18 protein-coding genes are annotated in these 17,956 nt (G+C 39.7%); 9 read left to right on the plus strand and 9 right to left on the minus strand.

Annotation, left to right across the window (positions count from 1 at the left end; genetic code table 11):
• Positions 1-161: 161 nt before the first annotated feature.
• Positions 162-899, minus strand: coding sequence for a dienelactone hydrolase family protein (locus NGC85_RS00280; protein WP_254804471.1), 738 nt, complete (start codon positions 897-899; stop codon positions 162-164).
• 163 nt (positions 900-1,062) lie between these two features.
• A complete protein-coding gene (locus NGC85_RS00285) occupies positions 1,063-1,221 on the minus strand; it encodes a DUF1328 domain-containing protein (RefSeq protein WP_004878181.1) in 159 nt (52 codons plus the stop codon).
• A 189-nt stretch (positions 1,222-1,410) separates the two neighbouring features.
• On the opposite strand from NGC85_RS00285, the gene NGC85_RS00290 reads away from it, so the two are divergent.
• From NGC85_RS00290 to NGC85_RS00315, 6 genes are all read left to right on the plus strand, one after another.
• Entirely contained in the window at positions 1,411-1,863 is a 453-nt protein-coding gene (locus tag NGC85_RS00290; protein WP_254804472.1) for a YcgN family cysteine cluster protein, read from the plus strand.
• A gap of 105 nt (positions 1,864-1,968) precedes the next feature.
• Positions 1,969-3,126 carry a PQQ-dependent sugar dehydrogenase gene (locus NGC85_RS00295; protein WP_254804473.1) on the plus strand — a complete coding sequence of 386 codons (1,158 nt, stop codon included), beginning with the start codon at positions 1,969-1,971 and terminating at the stop codon, positions 3,124-3,126.
• Between the two features lie 23 nt (positions 3,127-3,149).
• Positions 3,150-4,337 (plus strand): class C beta-lactamase, encoded by a 1,188-nt coding sequence (ampC, locus tag NGC85_RS00300; protein WP_254804474.1) that lies wholly within the window; start codon positions 3,150-3,152, stop codon positions 4,335-4,337.
• An 83-nt stretch (positions 4,338-4,420) separates the two neighbouring features.
• Entirely contained in the window at positions 4,421-5,695 is a 1,275-nt protein-coding gene (locus NGC85_RS00305) for a replication-associated recombination protein A (RefSeq protein ID WP_254805520.1), read from the plus strand.
• A gap of 103 nt (positions 5,696-5,798) precedes the next feature.
• Positions 5,799-6,683, plus strand: a complete 885-nt coding sequence (yddG, locus tag NGC85_RS00310; protein ID WP_254804475.1) for an aromatic amino acid DMT transporter YddG — start codon at positions 5,799-5,801, stop codon at positions 6,681-6,683.
• Positions 6,684-6,816: 133 nt separating this feature from the next.
• On the plus strand, positions 6,817-8,550 hold the full coding sequence (locus tag NGC85_RS00315; RefSeq protein WP_254804476.1) for an amidohydrolase: 1,734 nt from the start codon (positions 6,817-6,819) through the stop codon (positions 8,548-8,550).
• A gap of 65 nt (positions 8,551-8,615) precedes the next feature.
• On the opposite strand, the gene purC is transcribed toward NGC85_RS00315, so the two are convergent.
• From purC to dapA, 3 genes are read right to left on the minus strand one after another with little or no spacing between them, the layout of a single operon-like run.
• On the minus strand, positions 8,616-9,335 hold the full coding sequence (gene purC / locus NGC85_RS00320; protein ID WP_005052684.1) for a phosphoribosylaminoimidazolesuccinocarboxamide synthase: 720 nt from the start codon (positions 9,333-9,335) through the stop codon (positions 8,616-8,618).
• A gap of 36 nt (positions 9,336-9,371) precedes the next feature.
• Positions 9,372-9,974, minus strand: coding sequence for a hypothetical protein (locus tag NGC85_RS00325; RefSeq protein WP_034710646.1), 603 nt, complete (start codon positions 9,972-9,974; stop codon positions 9,372-9,374).
• A gap of 16 nt (positions 9,975-9,990) precedes the next feature.
• Entirely contained in the window at positions 9,991-10,884 is an 894-nt protein-coding gene (dapA, locus tag NGC85_RS00330) for a 4-hydroxy-tetrahydrodipicolinate synthase (protein WP_005052681.1), read from the minus strand.
• A gap of 289 nt (positions 10,885-11,173) precedes the next feature.
• On the opposite strand from dapA, the gene pncA reads away from it, so the two are divergent.
• The 3 genes from pncA to NGC85_RS00345 all read left to right on the plus strand — a co-directional run bounded on the left by pncA (position 11,174) and on the right by NGC85_RS00345 (position 13,213).
• Positions 11,174-11,800, plus strand: coding sequence for a bifunctional nicotinamidase/pyrazinamidase (gene pncA / locus NGC85_RS00335; RefSeq protein ID WP_254804477.1), 627 nt, complete (start codon positions 11,174-11,176; stop codon positions 11,798-11,800).
• 94 nt (positions 11,801-11,894) lie between these two features.
• Positions 11,895-12,359, plus strand: coding sequence for an Lrp/AsnC family transcriptional regulator (locus tag NGC85_RS00340; RefSeq protein ID WP_254804478.1), 465 nt, complete (start codon positions 11,895-11,897; stop codon positions 12,357-12,359).
• A gap of 215 nt (positions 12,360-12,574) precedes the next feature.
• Positions 12,575-13,213, plus strand: a complete 639-nt coding sequence (locus NGC85_RS00345; RefSeq protein ID WP_005052676.1) for a YitT family protein — start codon at positions 12,575-12,577, stop codon at positions 13,211-13,213.
• Positions 13,214-13,284: 71 nt separating this feature from the next.
• On the opposite strand, the gene glmS is transcribed toward NGC85_RS00345, so the two are convergent.
• Genes glmS through thiL form a run of 4 tightly spaced genes read right to left on the minus strand, consistent with a single transcriptional unit; the run spans position 13,285 to position 17,951 of the window.
• Complete coding sequence (gene glmS, locus NGC85_RS00350; RefSeq protein ID WP_254804479.1) at positions 13,285-15,123, minus strand: glutamine--fructose-6-phosphate transaminase (isomerizing); 1,839 nt, start codon at positions 15,121-15,123, stop codon at positions 13,285-13,287.
• Between the two features lie 12 nt (positions 15,124-15,135).
• Positions 15,136-16,500, minus strand: a complete 1,365-nt coding sequence (gene glmU / locus NGC85_RS00355; RefSeq protein WP_254804480.1) for a bifunctional UDP-N-acetylglucosamine diphosphorylase/glucosamine-1-phosphate N-acetyltransferase GlmU — start codon at positions 16,498-16,500, stop codon at positions 15,136-15,138.
• Positions 16,501-16,522: 22 nt separating this feature from the next.
• Entirely contained in the window at positions 16,523-17,056 is a 534-nt protein-coding gene (locus tag NGC85_RS00360; RefSeq protein WP_254804481.1) for a phosphatidylglycerophosphatase A, read from the minus strand.
• Positions 17,034-17,951, minus strand: a complete 918-nt coding sequence (gene thiL, locus NGC85_RS00365) for a thiamine-phosphate kinase (protein ID WP_254804482.1) — start codon at positions 17,949-17,951, stop codon at positions 17,034-17,036. Before thiL ends, NGC85_RS00360 begins: the two co-directional genes overlap by 23 nt.
• Positions 17,952-17,956 lie beyond the last annotated feature (5 nt).

Consider the following 17,956-nt stretch of genomic DNA (forward strand, 5'->3'; position numbering starts at 1 on the left):
CAGGGATTGATAGGATGTTATCTATCTTTCAAAAATACATGATGCAATACAGATAAAGTAAAATATTGATGTGAATGCGAGTTAATGTTTTCTAGAGCAAAGGCGACATTCATACCACCTTTGCACGACTAAGCATTATCGAGGGTTTGTTCGCTTATCAATTACTTTAAATATTTATCTAACAATTCATACATCGCTTCAAGACCTTGGCGTTCTGCTTCTGCGTTATAACCGAGATCAACATGATTCGCTTTTGCACGTTCATCTGCGAGTGGATTACTAAAACCGTGTTTTGCATCTTCAAAGATAATCACTTCATGATCTACATTTGCATCATGCATTTCCTGACGGAAACTTGCGACATCATCTAAAGTCACCATGCTATCAAGTTCGCCATGCAGTACTAAAATTTCCGCTTTAATTTGATCTTTTTGAGCAGGAGCATTGGTCGCTAATACCGCATGGAATGTCGCAACTGCTTTGATATCTGCACCAGAGCGAGCTAAATCAAGTACAACTTTACCACCATAGCAAAAGCCAATTGCCGCCAGCTTATCAGCATTGACTTCAGGTTGTGCTGCTAAGGTCGCTAGACCTGCCTCTGCACGATTGACGATCGTATTTGGTTGTTCAAAGGTTTGATTCATCCATTCTGAAGCTTGAGATACGGTCGTAGTAACTTTTTTATCACCGTACATATCGATTGCTAAGGCAGCAAAGCCATGAGCTGCAAGTTCGCGTGCACGTTGTTCCGTATATTCGTTACGTCCCCACCATTCAGGTGCGACGATTACACCTGCAACAGGTTGATCTACAACAGGTGAGGCAAAATAACCGATTAAGCGTTGACCATCTGCTGCTGTATATTCAATTTCACGAGTAGTAATAGAAAAACTCATTTTCAGATCCCAAACTGTATTTTTAAAATAGTGGATAAAGCATAAAATAATATGATGGACGAGATGTAAAATTTTTTAGATGAAATGAGAAGCTAGAAATAAAAAAAGAAGAATACGATGATTCTTCTTTTTTTATTTTATTCAGTTTCTAATTCTTAGAAAGCTAAACTTTACCACGTGATAAGAAACCAACTACGGCAAGTATGGCTGCAACCACCAGTAAGATTACGGCGAAGTCTTTAGATAAACCTGCAACACCACCAAAACCAAGTAAACTAGCAATTAATGCAATCACTGCAAAAATAATAGCCCAGCGGAACATATTACTTCCTCCTAAATTTATCGTTATGTGCTTACTATAGCGTGTGTTTTTTAAACTAAATGTGGTTTTTCTGTGGTTGAAGTGTTGAAATGATTAAGAATTGTTAATCAGTTAAGCGCATCTAAAACCAGCTTGTTGAATAATAAATGCTATAATTAATACTGATTTTTTAGCCCGAAACGCACCCGTATGTCTGCTGAATTAAGACCCAATTTTTGGAAACAATATCCGCTTGATCAGTTGAATAATACTGAGTGGGAAGCACTCTGCGATGGTTGTGGTTTATGTTGTTTGATAAAACTAGAAGACGAAGATACGGCTGAAGTCGCCTACACTAAAGTGGCATGTAAATTACTCGATTGTAAGACCGCACGCTGCTCGGACTATATCAATCGTCAGCAGCATGTTGCAGATTGCATCCAATTGACACCAGAACGTTTGCAAACGATTACATGGTTGCCACCGAGTTGCGCTTATCGACGCTTAAATGAAGGAAAAAATTTACCTTCATGGCATTACTTAAATACGGGTTCTCGTCAAAGCGTGATTAAAGCTAAAAAATCGGCGGCAGGGCGGTGTATTTCAGAAGTTGAAATTAATGAAGAAGATATCGAAGATTACGTGGTGCGCTGGATACGCTAGTATTTAGAATTCATTCATTAAAGCAGTATGAGTAAAAACAACATTTTTACAGTATTTCTATGTGCAGATCTCCGTAAGATAAACGGATGTGAAGGGAGATCAACAATGAAAAAACTGTTAGTAACACCTTTAATTTGTAGTAGCGCCTTATTACTGCTTGCCTGCGGTCCAAATAATACCAACTCCAAAACACCTGAGGCTTCGATTCAAGCAAGTAAAACATCTATAAATCAGACTTACCAACTCGAAGCGCTTGCTCAGTTCGATGAACCTTGGGCGATCGCAGTGTTACCTGATCAACGTTTATTAGTGACTGAGCGCAAAGGGCAGTTAAAATTATTTGATCCCAAAACTAAAACCAGTCTCAATATTCAAGGTATCCCTGTCGTAAGTTATGGTGGGCAAGGAGGTTTGGGTGATGTGATTTTACATCCAGATTTTGCCAATAATCATTGGATCTATCTCAGTTATGCGGTCAAAGGTCGAGGTGGATATGGGGCTGAGATTGCCCGCGCCAAACTCGATTTATCTAATCCCGCACAACCGAAGCTCACGGACTTAAAAACAATCTGGCAGCAAACACCTAAGGTTTCAGGACAAGGACATTATGGGCATCGTATGCTGTTTGGTGCCGATGGAAAGCTTTGGATCAGTTCGGGGGAGCGACAAAAATTTGATCCTGCCCAAGATATGAAAAGCAATTTAGGTAAGATTCTCCGATTGAATGAAGATGGTTCTCCAGCAGCTGATAATCCATTTAGTCAACAAGCAGGCGTTACTGCTGAAATTTGGTCATTGGGACACCGTAACCCATTAGGCATGGCATTTGATGGGCAGGGGCAATTGTGGGTAGTTGAAATGGGACCAAAAGGAGGGGATGAACTTAATCTCATTCTCAAAGGGGCGAACTATGGCTATCCAATTGTATCGAATGGTGATCATTATTCTGGATTACCGATTCCAGATCACAAGACGCGTCCAGAATTTAAAGCGCCTGCAATTGATTGGACACCTGTGATTTCACCTTCTAGCATGATGATTTACACAGGCAATAAATTCCCTCTATGGCAACAGAAAGCCTTAATTGGTGGCTTGTCATCTAAATCGATTGTGGTAGTTGATCTAAAATCGCAACCTGCGAAAGAAGTTCAGCGTCTAGACATGAAACAACGGATTCGTGGTTTACAACAAGCACAAGATGGCTCGATTTGGGTAATTGAAGATGGTTCTAAAGCGAGATTACTCAAACTGAGTAGCAACTAAATTTTAATCAAGTGAAAAAATTAATGATTCCATCGAAATACCAAACTTTATTTTCAAAAAAGACCTTCATGTTGATTGGACTTTTATCTTGTAGTTCAAGTTTATGGGCACAGCCTTTAACCGATCTACAGGTGAAGAAAATTGTTGATCAGCAATTTAAACCGCTCTTAGATCAATACAAAATTCCAGGTCTGGCGGTTGCTGTGACTTTAAATGGTAAACACTATTTTGTGAATTATGGTGTTGCTTCGCAGCAAAGCAAACAAGCGGTCAGCAACAGTACCTTATTTGAACTTGGTTCTGTTAGTAAAACGTTCAATGCGACTTTAGCGGGATACGCGCAGGCACAAGGACAGTTGTCTTTCTCTGATCATCCTGCTAAATATTTTCCTGAACTCAAAAATACTGCCGTTAATCAAGCTACTATTTTGAACTTAGGCACCTATAGTGCAGGTGGCTTTCCGTTGCAATTTCCAGATGAAGTCGTGCAACAGCAACAGATGATTCAATATTTTCAAAACTGGCAAGCAAAAACCAAAGTTGGCGCGGCACGTCAATATTCCAACCCAAGTATTGGATTAATGGGTTATGTCACAGCTTTGGCGATGAAAAAACCGTATGCAGAATTGATTGAGAAAACACTTTTTCCTCAATTGGATATGACACAAAGTTTTATCAATGTCCCTACACAGCAATTACCACACTACGCTTGGGGCTATAAAAACAACCAAGCGATGCGTGTAACGCCAGGTATGTTTGATGCAGAAGCCTATGGTGTAAAAAGTAGTAGTTCTGATATGTTGAAGTTTTTGGATGCGCAGATCAATCCATCAAAATTGAAACAACCTCTTCGCAAAGCGATTGAAAGTACCCATGTGGGTTATTTTAAAGTCGGTGCAATGACGCAGGGCTTAGGATGGGAGCAATATGCTTATCCTGTTAAGCTTGAGACTCTCTTACAAGGTAATTCAAGCAAAATGGCTTTAGAAAGTCATACAGTTACGCCAATCAAGCAACCACACATTGCTTCAGCAGCAACGTTCTTTAATAAAACTGGTGCAACCAATGGTTTTGGTGCCTATGCCGCCTTTATTCCGCAACAAAAAATCGGGATTGTGATGTTAGCCAATATTAATTTTCCAAACGAAGAACGAATTAAAGCCAGCTATGGCGTGATGCAGCAGTTGATTCAAGCAAACAGTACGCAATAGAGTGTCGCATGCGCACAGATTCAAATTGTAGATTTGTGTTAGACACAATAGACTAGGGTTAAAAGATCATAAAGCCAGTGATGATGTCAGATACGCATATTCCTTTACCTGAACGTTTACGTCCTCGTGACTTGTCCGAAATTATTGGACAAGATCATTTGCTAGGTGAAAATGCCCCTTTACGTCAGATGATTGATCAAGGGCATTTGCCTTCAATCATCTTTTGGGGACCACCAGGGGTCGGGAAAACCACGATTGCATTATTACTGGCTCAAGCAGTGGATCGTCCTTTTATCAGCCTATCTGCACTGAATACGGGTGTAAAAGAATTACGTGAGGTGATCGCAGAAAGCGGAGATCTGTTAACGCCTGTGGTATTTATTGATGAGATTCATCGCTTCAATAAATCGCAGCAAGATGCCTTACTGAATGCCGTTGAGAAAGGAAAAATCACCTTAATTGGAGCAACGACCGAGAATCCATCGTTTGAGGTTAATAGCGCGCTGCTGTCTCGTTGTCAGGTTTATACGCTAAATAGTCTAGATGCTGATGCGATTCAGACCTTACTCAATAAAGCCATCCAAAGCGATAAGTTTTTAAAACAGCGTTTTATTCAAATTGAAGAATATGATGCACTGATTCAATTTGCTGCGGGTGATGCACGCAAAGCACTTAATCTGATTGATCTCATTGCCAGTACTTTTGAACCTGATATCGAAAATATCGTAACCAATGCCATCGTTGTTAAAGTCGCGCAGCAAAATATCGCACGCTATGACAAATCTGGCGAACAGCATTACGATTTGGTTTCGGCATTTATCAAGTCGATTCGGGGAAGTGATCCAGATGCAACGTTGTACTGGATGGCACGTATGCTAAAAGGCGGCGAAGATCCAGTCTTTATCGCACGTCGAATGTTAATTGCCGCATCGGAAGACATTGGCAATTCAAATCCAAATGCTCTGCTGTTAGCAGGAGAGTGCTTCCGTTCAGTCCAAGCAGTAGGCATGCCTGAGGCACGGATTATTTTGGGACAATGCGCGGTGTACTTGGCGATGAGTCCGAAAAGTAACAGCACCTACCTCGCGATTAATAAGGCATTGGAACTTGCTGAAAAAACTGCAAATTTACCTGTACCTTTGCATTTAAGAAATGCTCCGACCAAATTGATGAAACAGCAAGGTTATGGGGTGGACTATCTGTATCCACATAATTATCCAGAACATTTTGTGCTGCAAGAATATTTACCACCTGAGTTACGCGGTACTAAGCTCTATGAACGCGCCTTAAATAAACGTGAAGTTGAAGGTGAACGTTTACAACAACGCCGTTGGCAGCAGGAACAACAGCAGCAGTAGATAAATATTTTTGGTATTTGCTATTTTTTTTAAATTTTCCAAAGCAAGGCTCTGATGTAAATAAGAAAATTTGCTGTGGTCTACACTCCCAATTTGTATAAAGATGAACACAAAAAAAGCGACGCTGGTTGGATTGATTGCAATCTTGTTATGGAGTTCGATTGTTGCTTTGATCAAAGATGTCAGCAGTCATTTTGGTGCGGTCGGTGGAGCAGCATTAATCTACACGCTTGCTTCAATTTTCCTGTTTTTCTCAGTCGGCTGGACTCGCCTAAAAAGCTTTCCAAAAAATTATTTGATTTGGGGTGCTCTTTTATTTGTCGCCTATGAAATTTGTCTTTCACTTTCAATTGGATATAGCCAAACGAATAGACAAGCGATTGAAGTCGGTATGGTCAATTATTTATGGCCGACTTTCACCATGGTTGCGGCGATTTTATTTAATCAACAAAAAGCAAATTTTCTGATTATTCCTGGTTTCGTTGTTTCTCTACTTGGTATTTGTTGGGTTTTGGGGGGAGATCAAGGATTTGATTTGATCGGCATGACAGCGAATATTCAACAAAATCCGCTCAGCTATGGATTGGCATTTATGGGTACATTGCTATGGGCTGGTTATTGTACGCTGACAGCAAGGATCGCCAATGGGGTGAATGGCATCACTTTGTTCTTTATTCTGGTGTCGATTGTGCTTTGGATTAAATATTTGGTGATGGGTGGAAGCAGATTTGATTTTGACTGGTCATCCTCCATTTCGTTATTTTTCGCAGCTGCGGCGATGGGTTTTGGCTACGCAGCTTGGAATGTCGGGATTTTGCATGGTAATGTGATATTACTGGCAGGAGCATCTTATTTTATTCCTGTGCTTTCAGCTTTTTTTGCTGCAATTTTGCTCAATACACCATTGGGTCTTTCTTTTTGGTATGGCGCACTGATGGTATGCGTCGGTTCTATACTCTGTTGGTTGGCGACAAAGACGAAGTCATAAATTTACAGTGGTTGACACTCTTTATTTATTCAAGAATTTATCAAGCATTACAAAAATAACAAGTTATACCTTTTTATATCAGAAAGAATGCGATTTAATCTAAAAAGGCATAATAAAAATATGGTTTTAATCTATGACTTTTAAATATTTAAATAAACTGACGACAGCAACAATCATCGCGTTTACTTTATCAGGCTGTGCAAGCACACCACTTGATCGAGAGCGGTCTGAACAATTGTTTTTTGGTGGTCCAATTTTAACGATGGAAGGTATGACGCCAACATATGCAGAAGCCTTGCTGGTTAAAGATGGGAAGATCATTTTTGTTGGTTCAAAAAAACAAGCAGAGAATTTGGCAAACTCAAATGTCCAATCTATTGATTTAAAAAATAAAACACTTTTGCCGAGTTTTATTGATGCACACAGTCATGTAAATATGGTTGGATTTCATCAGATGGTTGCAAATCTCTATCCTGCGCCAGATGGTCAAGTTTCTGATATTGATTCATTGGTTCAGGTATTAACACAATGGAAAAAACAAAATCCTCAAGTTATTCAAACGATGGGCGGTTGGATCTTAGGCAATGGCTATGATGATGCACAACTAAAAGAACAAAATCATCCGACCGCAACCGATTTAGATCGCGTCTCCAAAGATCAACCCGTGATGATCTTACATCAATCGGGTCATTTGGCTTCGGTGAATCATAAAGCACTAGAACTACTCAACATTAATCAAAATACCCCCAATCCAGCGGGTGGTGTGATTCGTCGAGAAGTAGATTCGAATGTTCCGAATGGTGTACTGGAGGAGTCAGCATTATTTACTGCGATTGGTTCAATTTTTAAAGATGTGCCACCACAAGTGATGTTTGAAATTGCGCGTAAAGGTATTGATGCTTATGTCAAAAATGGTTTCACCACAGTACAAGAGGGACGAGCAGATCAGGGCACGACCGAGATGTGGCATGCTCTTGCCAAGCAAAATCATCTTCCGATTGATGTCGTTTCCTATCCTGATATCACCACTAGTCAAGAATACATGCTCAAGCAAGGAAGTAGCCGACAATATGATCATCACTTTCGTATAGGTGGGGTGAAAATCAGTTTAGATGGCTCGCCACAAGGCAAGACTGCTTGGCTCACACAACCATATTTAGTGCCACCTGAAGGTAAAGATAAAAACTACAAAGGCTATCCAGCGATCAAAGAGGATCAACAGGTCAATCAATACATCAATTTAGCCTTCAAACATGGTTGGCAGGTACTTGCACATGCCAATGGTGATGCCGCGATCGATCAGTTTATTGGTGCTGTGAAAGATGCGACTGCAAAGCAAGGTAAAGCTGACCGTAGAAGTGTATTGATTCACTCGCAAACCATTCGAGATGATCAACTAGACCAATTGAAGGCATTAGACATTATTCCTTCGTTCTTCTCGCTACATACCTTTTATTGGGGCGATTGGCATCGTCAGCAAACCTTAGGCGAAACCCGAGCTGCCCATATTTCGCCAACAGCAACAGCGTTAAAGAAAAATTTAATCTTTACTGAACATCACGACGCTCCCGTTGTTCCACCACATAGCATGATGATGCTCGATGCTACGGTCAATCGTGTGACACGTAGTGATTATGTTTTGGGTGCAGATGAACGTATAAGTCCTTATCTTGCCTTAAAATCGATGACTGATTGGGCTGCTTATCAGTATTTTGAAGATCAGACCAAAGGTACTTTAACGCAAGGCAAGCTTGCTGATTTGGTGATCTTAGATCAAAATCCATTAACCATCCCTAGTCGAAAAATTAAAAATATTAAGGTGTTGGCGACCTACAAAGAAGGGAATCTCATTTATCAAAATCAGTAATATTAAAAACAAAAAACCAGTCCAATCGGACTGGTTTTTTATATGTGCTAAATATTTAGTTAGACTTAGATGTTGTCTAAGTTAATGCCTAAACGTGCAGCAACTTCTTCATATGCTTCAACCACACCACCCAAACCTTGGCGGAAACGGTCTTTATCCAGTTTTTTCTTGGTGTCTTTATCCCATAAACGGCAACCGTCTGGAGAGAACTCATCACCTAATACGATACGGTCATGGAATACGCCGAATTCAAGTTTGAAATCAACCAAAATCATATTACCTGCATCGAATAATGCTTTAAGTACATCATTCACTTGGTAAGTAAGTTCTTTCATTTTTTCAAGTTGATCAGCTGTTGCCCAACCTAAAGCGATGGCTTGTGATTCATTTACCATTGGATCGCCAAGTGCATCATCTTTGAAGAATAATTCAAATGTAGGAGGCGTTAATTCTTTGCCTTCTTCAACACCTAAACGACGGCAAAGTGAACCTGCAGCATAGTTACGAATCACACATTCAACTGGGATCATGTGAAGTTTTTTAACCAATACTTCTGTTGGAGAAAGCAATTTCTCAAAATGAGTTTCGATACCCGCTTCAGCCAATTTTTCCATGATGAAGGCGTTAAAACGGTTGTTGACCTTGCCTTTACGATCTAATTGCTCAATTTTTTCGCCATTGAATGCAGATGCATCATCACGAAACACTAAAATTAGGTGATCAGCATTATCTGTCTCATATACAGATTTTGCTTTACCAGTATAGAGCAAGGTTTGTTTTAACATGGGGGAACCTTTTGAAAAAGTATGCCTAGTAAACGACTAAGCTGGCCAATTTTGATAAATCTGGTTTAACACTTCAGTTGCAACGGCTGTATCTGCAAAAGTAGTATCAAGTTTGAAAAGCGCAATCGTATTATTTGAACCCACAGCAGATAATTTAAGTAGATAATTCTGATCACCCACTTTAATGGTTGCTTCATAACCATTGCTTGCTTGTGAAATAACTTGATAATTTAGGCTGCTGAGAGTCGCAAATGCATATTGCCATGCAGCTGCTGTTGGACCTTCCACTTTTAATAATGGATTTTTATTTCCATCCATCACCAGTTGTGGACGACCCAAAGTTGTTGCTGCAACTTCAGGAGTATTGCTTGTTGCTTTCAATGCCTCTGGACGAGGTAATGCATAACGATTGCCCGTCTTGTTTTCAAATGTTGGCGCATGTTGAATCGCAAGTGGGTCAACCGTAGGGGCTGGATACAATGGCGTAAATGGTCTTACCGTTGCATTCTCAGGGAACTTGAGTGGTTCAAGTGCTTGTGCCTTTTTATAATCTAAAGAATGATTATTGAGGGCAAAACGACCACAACCAGCCAAACTTAAAGCTGAAATGACTAGTACAACACCAAGACGTAATTGCATCATAAATTGCTCGTATTTAAATAATTCCGGCAGTTTTTAAATCACTGCGGAGCGGTTCGCGATATTGCTCAGCAAGCGGAGTCAAAGGTAAGCGTACACCAGTACCGATAGACCCCATCTCATGTAACGCCCATTTCACAGGAATTGGGTTTGATTCGCAAAACAAAATATTGTGTAGATTTGCAATTTTTTGATTCAGATCTTGTGCTTTGGTTTTGTCACCAGCTAATGCAGCTTCACAAATTTCACTCATTTGTTTTGGTGCGACATTTGCTGTAACTGAAATATTACCTTTTGCACCCAGTAAAATCAGTTCCCATGCAGTTTCATCATCACCAGAATAAACAGCGATTTGACCGTTTAAACCTTCGATGAGGGCTTGACCACGCGGAACGTCACCAGTTGCATCTTTAATACCAACAATATTTTTGACATCGGCAAGACGTATAACCGTTTCATTTTGCATGTCTACGCCAGTACGACCTGGAACATTATAAAGAATTTGCGGAATATCAACGGCTTCAGCGATTGCTTTGTAATGTTGATAAAGACCTTCTTGCGTCGGTTTATTATAATAAGGTGTAACTAATAGAGCTGCATCTGCACCTAGATCTTTAGCTGCTTGTGTGAGCTCAATGGCTTCACGAGTAGAGTTAGCACCTGTGCCAGCAATAATTGGGATGCGTTTATTGGCTACACGAATCACTTCTTTGATGACCTGTGTGTGTTCTTCCATACTGAGTGTAGAAGCTTCGCCCGTTGTGCCTACAGCAACAATGCTATGAGTACCTTGTTGGATGTGCCACTCAACGAGCTTCTCAAGGCTCTTCCAATCTACGCCGCCATCTTCAAACATTGGGGTGACGATTGCGACAATTGAGCCATGAATATTCTGTGCTAGCTGAGTCATTTTAAAAAAATATCCTATTTTTCCATCCGAATTTGAAGTGATTGAAACGAAATAGTGGATGGTTGCAGTATTTTGATTGGTCGTTCAACGTGAAGAAGAGTTGAATGACAATTATGCAAATTATGACTGATCGGAGACATAAGAACAATATGCTTTCGTTAAACTGTGGAAAACTTTAATTCATCTTTGTATTGAATCGTTTTCATCACACTTAAAAATGAAAGTGTAGTGGTCAGATTTGTTTGAGCAGCGTATTGTTCAATAGATAAAATTGACTTGGACGGAGCAGATGCAAAAACAATTGAATCATGTCGCTTTAATTGTTGTGGATGTACAGAATGGTTTTACACCAGGTGGCAACTTGGCTGTGGCAGATGCTGATCAAATTATTCCATTGATCAATCAATTGGCATTAAATTTTGAGCATGTGGTGCTCACTCAGGATTGGCATCCAGAGCAGCATATTTCTTTTGCAGAAAATCATCATCATAAAAAGCCTTTTGAAACAATTGAATTAGCTTATGGTACTCAGGTGCTATGGCCAAAGCATTGCGTACAAGGCACGCATGATGCTGAATTTCATCCTGCGCTCAATATTCCAAGAGCGCAGTTAATTATTCGCAAAGGATTTCATCAGGACATCGATAGCTATTCGGCATTTAAGGAAGCAGATCGAAAAACGCCAACAGGTTTGAATGGTTATTTAAAAGAACATCAAATTGATACGGTCTATATTGTGGGAATTGCAACCGATTATTGTGTGGCTTGGACGGCATTAGATGCTGCTGAAATGGGGTATCACACATATGTAATTGAGGATGCTTGCAAAGCGATTAGTTTAAATGGTTCTTTAGACAACGCTTGGCGAGAAATGACAAAGAAAGGGATTCATCGCATTCATTCATCTCAGCTTTAGTTATAGACTTGTGAGAGTGAATTTAAAAACGTTAAACTTTGAATAACCATACATCGTTGTTTTACTGATATTTCAGCCTTTAATAGAGAGTTTCATGATCGAAGAGCTTGATGATTTTGATAAAAAAATTATTCATCATTTACAAATGAATGGGCGATTAGCCAATCAAGAGCTGGCTGAATTAGTTGGGTTGTCTACTTCACAATGTTCGCGTCGTCGCATTCATCTTGAACAGCAAAAAATTATTACTGGATATTATGCACAAGTTGCTTTAAGAGCAGATCCAACACCGGTTATGGGTATTATCGAAGTGAAATTGCAAAATTATAATGATGCAACGCATGATCGTTTTGTGGAGTTTCTCTTACATGAACCAGCGGTGAAAGATATTCATAAATTAACTGGAAGTTATGATTTTGCACTTAAAGTTGCTGTTCAAAATTTAGATGAGATGGTCAAATTGATCGGAACTTTATCTTCAAGTGATTTCGGGGTGAGTAATTTAAATACTTCAATTGTTTTAGAAAAATTAAAAGAAAATGGTATCGCAACCAAATAAAAGAGTTTGATAAATTTCTCTAATTATCTGAATAAAAAATTGCTTTTTTCTTTTATGAAAGGAGATCATTCTAAAAAGATTATTGTGAACATAAATTGCATTTATGGTGAAAATATAATAATAAATTGCGAAATTTGAATAAAAATGATCAAATATGCCATGTCTTTCCTTGAAAGATATCTCCCATTGTTGTTCTCCTATAGAGTTTTACCCTTATGAATACCGATCAAAATGTGTCTTTGGTAAGTCCAGTCATGCCTGAAATTGATCAACATTCAAAGATTGAAGATGCATTAGCAATGTTGATCGGAACATTTATTTTATCTTTTGCTATGACCTTATTGCAGCAAGCTGGAATTATGACTGGGGGAACGGCGGGCCTGTCTTTACTGATTCATTACGTCACAGATATAAAATTTGGTATCTTATTTTTTATTATTAATATTCCGTTTTATTATTTTGCCTATAAAAAAATGGGTGTTGGTTTAGTGGTTAAAACTTTTATTGCAGTTGCTTTGTTGGCAGGTTTTACGGAAACAATCCCTCACTTTTTTCACCTCAGTGATGTAAATCCTCTTTACGCCACTATTTTTGCAAATACGCTCATGGGCGTAAGTTTTTTAATTTTATTTAGACATCGTTCTAGTTTGGGTGGGATTAATTTATTGGTGCTGTATTTGCAAGAACGCTTTCAAATTCCTGCTGGTAAGGTGCAGATGGGAATTGATGTTAGCATATTACTTGTTTCACTATTTTTTGTGGATTGGAAATTAATTTTAGTCTCAATTTTTGGCGCTATTATTTTAAATTCCATTATTTTGTTAAATCATAAAAACAGCCGATATGTTGCTTAAGTTTTACGACAAATTTTAAATTTTCATTAAGCATAAAAAAGGAGGGATAACCCTCCTTTTTTACGCAATAATTATTCGACTGTTACACTTTTAGCAAGGTTACGTGGCTGATCGACATCAGTCCCCCGCAGTACTGCAACATGGTAAGACAACAGTTGTACTGGCAAACTGTAAACGATAGGTGCTAACCATTCATTGACAGCAGGAACATGAACGACATGTTGGCGGTCTTTGCCATTAATACCACTGTTTTCATCAGCAAAAACAAATAGTTCCCCACCACGTGCTTGAACTTCTTCCATATTTGACTTGAGTTTATCAAGCATTTCATCTTTAGGTGCCAAAATGACAACAGGCATTTCATTGTCCACTAGCGCAAGCGGACCATGCTTGAGTTCGCCAGCAGCATAACCTTCAGCATGAATATATGAAATTTCTTTCAGTTTTAATGCACCTTCAAGCGCGATTGGGAAATTGGTGCCACGACCTAAGAATAGGCAGTGATTTTTCTCAACAAATAAGGTAGATAGACGTAGAATTTCTGTATCACATTGCAATGTATCTAAGAGCACTTTAGGGCAATGCCAAAGTCCTTCTATGATTTCAACCAGTTGAGTTTCAGCCAGCGTCTGTTTTACTTGACCTACTTTTAAAATCAACAGCATCAAAGCTGCAAGCTGTGTGGTAAATGCTTTAGTTGAAGCAACACCGATTTCTGGACCCGCTAAAGTTAGTAAATGATGATCTGTTTCACGAACCATGGATGAGGTCGCTACGTTACAAATCGTCATCGTGCTGATATCGATATTTTTTGCTTTCGCACGTTTTTGAGTTTCACGAAGCGCAGCCAATGTATCAGCTGTTTCACCTGATTGTGAAATACAGATATACAGTGTATTCGCCACAATCACAGGGGTGCGATAACGGAATTCACTTGCAATTTCAACTTGGCATGACACACCAATCAGTTGCTCAAACCAATATTTGGCAATCATCCCTGCATGATAGCTGGTACCACAGGCGATAATTTGTACTTGTTGAATTTTCGCAAAATCGGTATTGGCATATTGCAGAAAATCTTCACGCAAGTTATTGCCATTCAGCGCCTGAGAAATCGTTTGTTGAATTGCTTCTGGCTGCTCATAGATTTCTTTGAGCATGTAGTGTTTATATTCACCTTTTGAAGCATTGCTCACCGTCGCATCTAGCTCTTTGGTTGGGCGCTCAACACGCTCACCTTGTGCAAAAACTTCGATACTCGTCCGTGTTAGGCGAGCAATATCACCTTCTTCTAGATAAACGAAGCGGTTGGTCACTGGCAATAACGCCAGTTGGTCTGAACTGATAAAGTTCTCGCCAATACCGACACCGATGACAAGCGGTGAACCTTCACGAACGGTAATGAGTTCGTCAGGATGCGCTGTATGTACGATTCCCAGTGCATAAGCACCTTTAAGGCGAGGGATAATACTTTGTACTGCTTCTAAGAGACTGTCCGTTTGTTTCAGTGCTTCATTGGTCAGATGCGCAACAACTTCAGTATCTGTTTGAGAAGTAAAGATATAACCTAAAGCTTGTAATTCTTCTTTAAGTTCTTGATAGTTTTCAATAATACCATTGTGAACCACAGCAACATTACCTGAAATATGCGGGTGTGCATTGTCTTCAGTTGGTTTACCGTGTGTTGCCCAGCGAGTGTGTGCAATACCAATATTGCCTGTTAATTTTTGTTCTGATACGGCTTCAGCTAAATTTGCGACTTTTCCTACACGACGCTCACGTAAGATTTGTTGATTATTTAATAATGCTAAACCAGCAGAATCATAACCACGATATTCAAGACGTTTTAATCCTTCAATCAGGATGTCAGTTACACAACGTTCAGCAACGCCACCAACAATACCACACATAATTTGATCCTCTTATTTCTTCAACTTTTGGGGACGTTGATAATTTGCTTTTTCAAACTGTTTAGAACGTTCGACAGCTAAACTATGCTCAGCCACATCTCGTGTCAGGGTTGATCCAGCGCCTGTAGTTGCACCTTGACCAATTTTGATTGGAGCAACCAGCGAATTATTAGTGCCAATAAATACATAATCTTCAATAATAGTTCTATGCTTATTTGCACCATCGTAATTGCAAGTAATCGTTCCTGCTCCGATATTACAACCAGTACCAATATCGGCATCACCTAAATAGGTAAAATGATTGGCTTTAGAGCCAGTTCCAATATTAGAGTTTTTCACTTCGACAAAATTACCAATATGCACATCATTTGCGAGATTCGCGCCTGGGCGCAAACGTGCGAAAGGGCCGATTTGAGTATTTTCACCTACCACGGCATTTTCAAAAAGACTATAGGCTTGAACTTTGGTTCCTGCTGCGATACGCGTATTCTTTAAAATACAACCTGCACCAATCTGAACATTGTCCCCCAATTCACAATCACCTTCGATGATCACGTTGACATCTATTTGTACATCTTGCCCACATTTAAGCGTGCCACGTAGGTCAAAACGACTCGGGTCTATTAAATGAACCCCTTGTTGCATTAACTCTTTGGCTTGTTGTTGTTGAAATTGACGTTCCAAAGTCGCGAGTTGTAAACGATCATTTACACCTTCAACTTCAAATGCCAGTTCAGGTTGAATAGAGGCAATTTCTAAACCATCAGCAACGGCCATGGCAACGATATCTGTGAGGTAGTACTCACCTTGTACATTGTTATTAGAAAGTTTTGGTAACCATTGATGTAATTTGGCATTGCTGACACAGTAAATGCCTGTGTTGATTTCCTGAATTTGACGTTGTTCGTCATTGGCATCTTTATGTTCAACAATTGCCTGAATTTTTCCTGCTTGGCGAACAATACGTCCATAACCCGTTGGATTTTCAACATTCAGTGTGATCATACCAATACCTGATTGGCTAGATGCCGCAAGTAATTGTTCAAGTGTGCTTTGGCGAACTAAAGGAACATCGCCATAAAGGATTAAAGAAATACCATCTTGAGCTAAAACGGGTAGGGTCATTTGAACAGCATGACCTGTTCCAAGTTGTTCTGCTTGCTCAACCCATTCAATCTGTTCGCCACTAAACTTTTGTTTAACCAATTCACCACCATGCCCATAAATGGTAATAATATTTTGGGCATTTAATTTTTTTGCGGTGTGAATTACATGACCGAGCAGCGGTTGACCTGCGATGGGTTGTAATACTTTTGGTAATTGCGAACGCATACGCGTTCCTTTTCCAGCTGCAAGAATAATAACAGTTGTTGACATAACTAACCCTAATAGCAATGGCTCAAGTCAAAAAATAAAAATAAAAATAAAAATGAAAAATAAAAATACAAAATGCTGCCCAAAGACCAGCAATAACGTCATCTAGCATGATGCCCAAGCCACCAGAAACTTTTTGGTCGGCCCAGCTGATTGGGAATGGTTTCCAAATGTCAAATATACGGAATAATACGAAACCGACAATGACCCACGGCCAATTCATTTGCTGTAAGTAGAGCAAAGGTAAAAAGGTAAGCGATTGCCCAGCAAATTCGTCCCAAACAATACGTCCGTCATCATGAACATTGATCACTTTTGCGGTATGACCGCAAATATAAATGCCGATCAATGACATGAGTAAAATAATGACGAGACTGCTGTTAAATCCAAGGTATAACCAAATCGGCACAAACAATAAAGCAAAGGCTGAACCAAAAGTTCCAGGTGCTTTCGGGCTGAGGCCAGAACCAAATCCCACACCGCAAAAAACGATGAAGCGGTCAAACCAAGTCATTTGGCGAAAGTGAATGGGAGGTTTATGCAAAATGTTGGTATCCATGAACATGTAATGGGTGGATTTCCCCCATATACTCAAATAACAATCCAGTTTGTTGGGTAATTTCGCCGATTATTGTAATCGGAACATCTAATTGTTGTCGCGACAGTTTTTCAAAGTTTTGCGGTGATATTGTAAAGCACAACTCGTAGTCGTCACCACCCGCTAAGGCATAGTGCCAAGCTTGTTGCTTATCTAACAGTTTTAGTGATTTATCTATCGGAATTTGATCTAAAAATAGTTTTGCGCCGACATCTGATGCTTTCAGAATATGTCCTAAATCTTGTGCTAATCCATCTGAGATATCAATCATACTCGATGCCACACTTTTGAGTTGTTGTCCTAAGAGGCAGCGTGGGGTAGGGTAGTCTAAACGTTGTTGTAATGCATGACCAAGATGTTGTAATCCAAAGGCAGCATCACCTATTTGACCACTAACACAAATATAATCACCGACTTGAGCACCAGCCCGTGTGACGGCTTGACCATGCTCAATCCAACCTAATGCAGTCACACTGATCGTTAGCTGGGTACTTTGTGTGGTATCGCCACCAATTAAACTGACACCGAACTGATCGCAGCAATCAAATAGACCCTGACTAAAACCAGCCAGCCAGTCATGATCAATCGTTGGTAAACTAAGTGCCAATAAAATACTATGGGGTTTTGCGCCCATTGCAGCTAAATCAGATAAATTGACAGCCACACTTTTCCAACCAATCGCGTGGGCAGAAGTGTCTAATGGAAAATGGCGACCGGCAACCAGCGTATCTGCACAGATCACCAGTTGTTGTGATGCAGGAGGGGTAATAACGGCTGAGTCGTCACCAATACCTAAATTGACATCTGTATTGGATGTACGTTTAAAATAGAGGTCAATAATTGAAAACTCAGCCATAAAAC

This window comes from Acinetobacter sp. Z1 (genome assembly GCF_024296945.1).
GTDB classification, from domain to species: Bacteria; Pseudomonadota; Gammaproteobacteria; order Pseudomonadales; family Moraxellaceae; genus Acinetobacter; species Acinetobacter beijerinckii.

Coding starts and splice junctions, on each gene's coding strand:
- NGC85_RS00315 (WP_254804476.1), top strand. CDS start 6,817: ATGACTTTTAAATATTTAAATAAACTGACGACAGCAACAATCATCGCG.
- NGC85_RS00345 (WP_005052676.1), top strand. CDS start 12,575: ATGAATACCGATCAAAATGTGTCTTTGGTAAGTCCAGTCATGCCTGAA.
- thiL (WP_254804482.1), bottom strand. CDS start 17,951: ATGGCTGAGTTTTCAATTATTGACCTCTATTTTAAACGTACATCCAAT.
- purC (WP_005052684.1), bottom strand. CDS start 9,335: ATGTTAAAACAAACCTTGCTCTATACTGGTAAAGCAAAATCTGTATAT.
- glmS (WP_254804479.1), bottom strand. CDS start 15,123: ATGTGTGGTATTGTTGGTGGCGTTGCTGAACGTTGTGTAACTGACATC.
- ampC (WP_254804474.1), top strand. CDS start 3,150: ATGATTCCATCGAAATACCAAACTTTATTTTCAAAAAAGACCTTCATG.
- NGC85_RS00325 (WP_034710646.1), bottom strand. CDS start 9,974: ATGCAATTACGTCTTGGTGTTGTACTAGTCATTTCAGCTTTAAGTTTG.
- dapA (WP_005052681.1), bottom strand. CDS start 10,884: ATGACTCAGCTAGCACAGAATATTCATGGCTCAATTGTCGCAATCGTC.
- NGC85_RS00360 (WP_254804481.1), bottom strand. CDS start 17,056: ATGGATACCAACATTTTGCATAAACCTCCCATTCACTTTCGCCAAATG.
- glmU (WP_254804480.1), bottom strand. CDS start 16,500: ATGTCAACAACTGTTATTATTCTTGCAGCTGGAAAAGGAACGCGTATG.
- pncA (WP_254804477.1), top strand. CDS start 11,174: ATGCAAAAACAATTGAATCATGTCGCTTTAATTGTTGTGGATGTACAG.
- NGC85_RS00340 (WP_254804478.1), top strand. CDS start 11,895: ATGATCGAAGAGCTTGATGATTTTGATAAAAAAATTATTCATCATTTA.
- NGC85_RS00280 (WP_254804471.1), bottom strand. CDS start 899: ATGAGTTTTTCTATTACTACTCGTGAAATTGAATATACAGCAGCAGAT.
- NGC85_RS00305 (WP_254805520.1), top strand. CDS start 4,421: ATGTCAGATACGCATATTCCTTTACCTGAACGTTTACGTCCTCGTGAC.
- NGC85_RS00285 (WP_004878181.1), bottom strand. CDS start 1,221: ATGTTCCGCTGGGCTATTATTTTTGCAGTGATTGCATTAATTGCTAGT.
- NGC85_RS00290 (WP_254804472.1), top strand. CDS start 1,411: ATGTCTGCTGAATTAAGACCCAATTTTTGGAAACAATATCCGCTTGAT.
- NGC85_RS00295 (WP_254804473.1), top strand. CDS start 1,969: ATGAAAAAACTGTTAGTAACACCTTTAATTTGTAGTAGCGCCTTATTA.
- yddG (WP_254804475.1), top strand. CDS start 5,799: ATGAACACAAAAAAAGCGACGCTGGTTGGATTGATTGCAATCTTGTTA.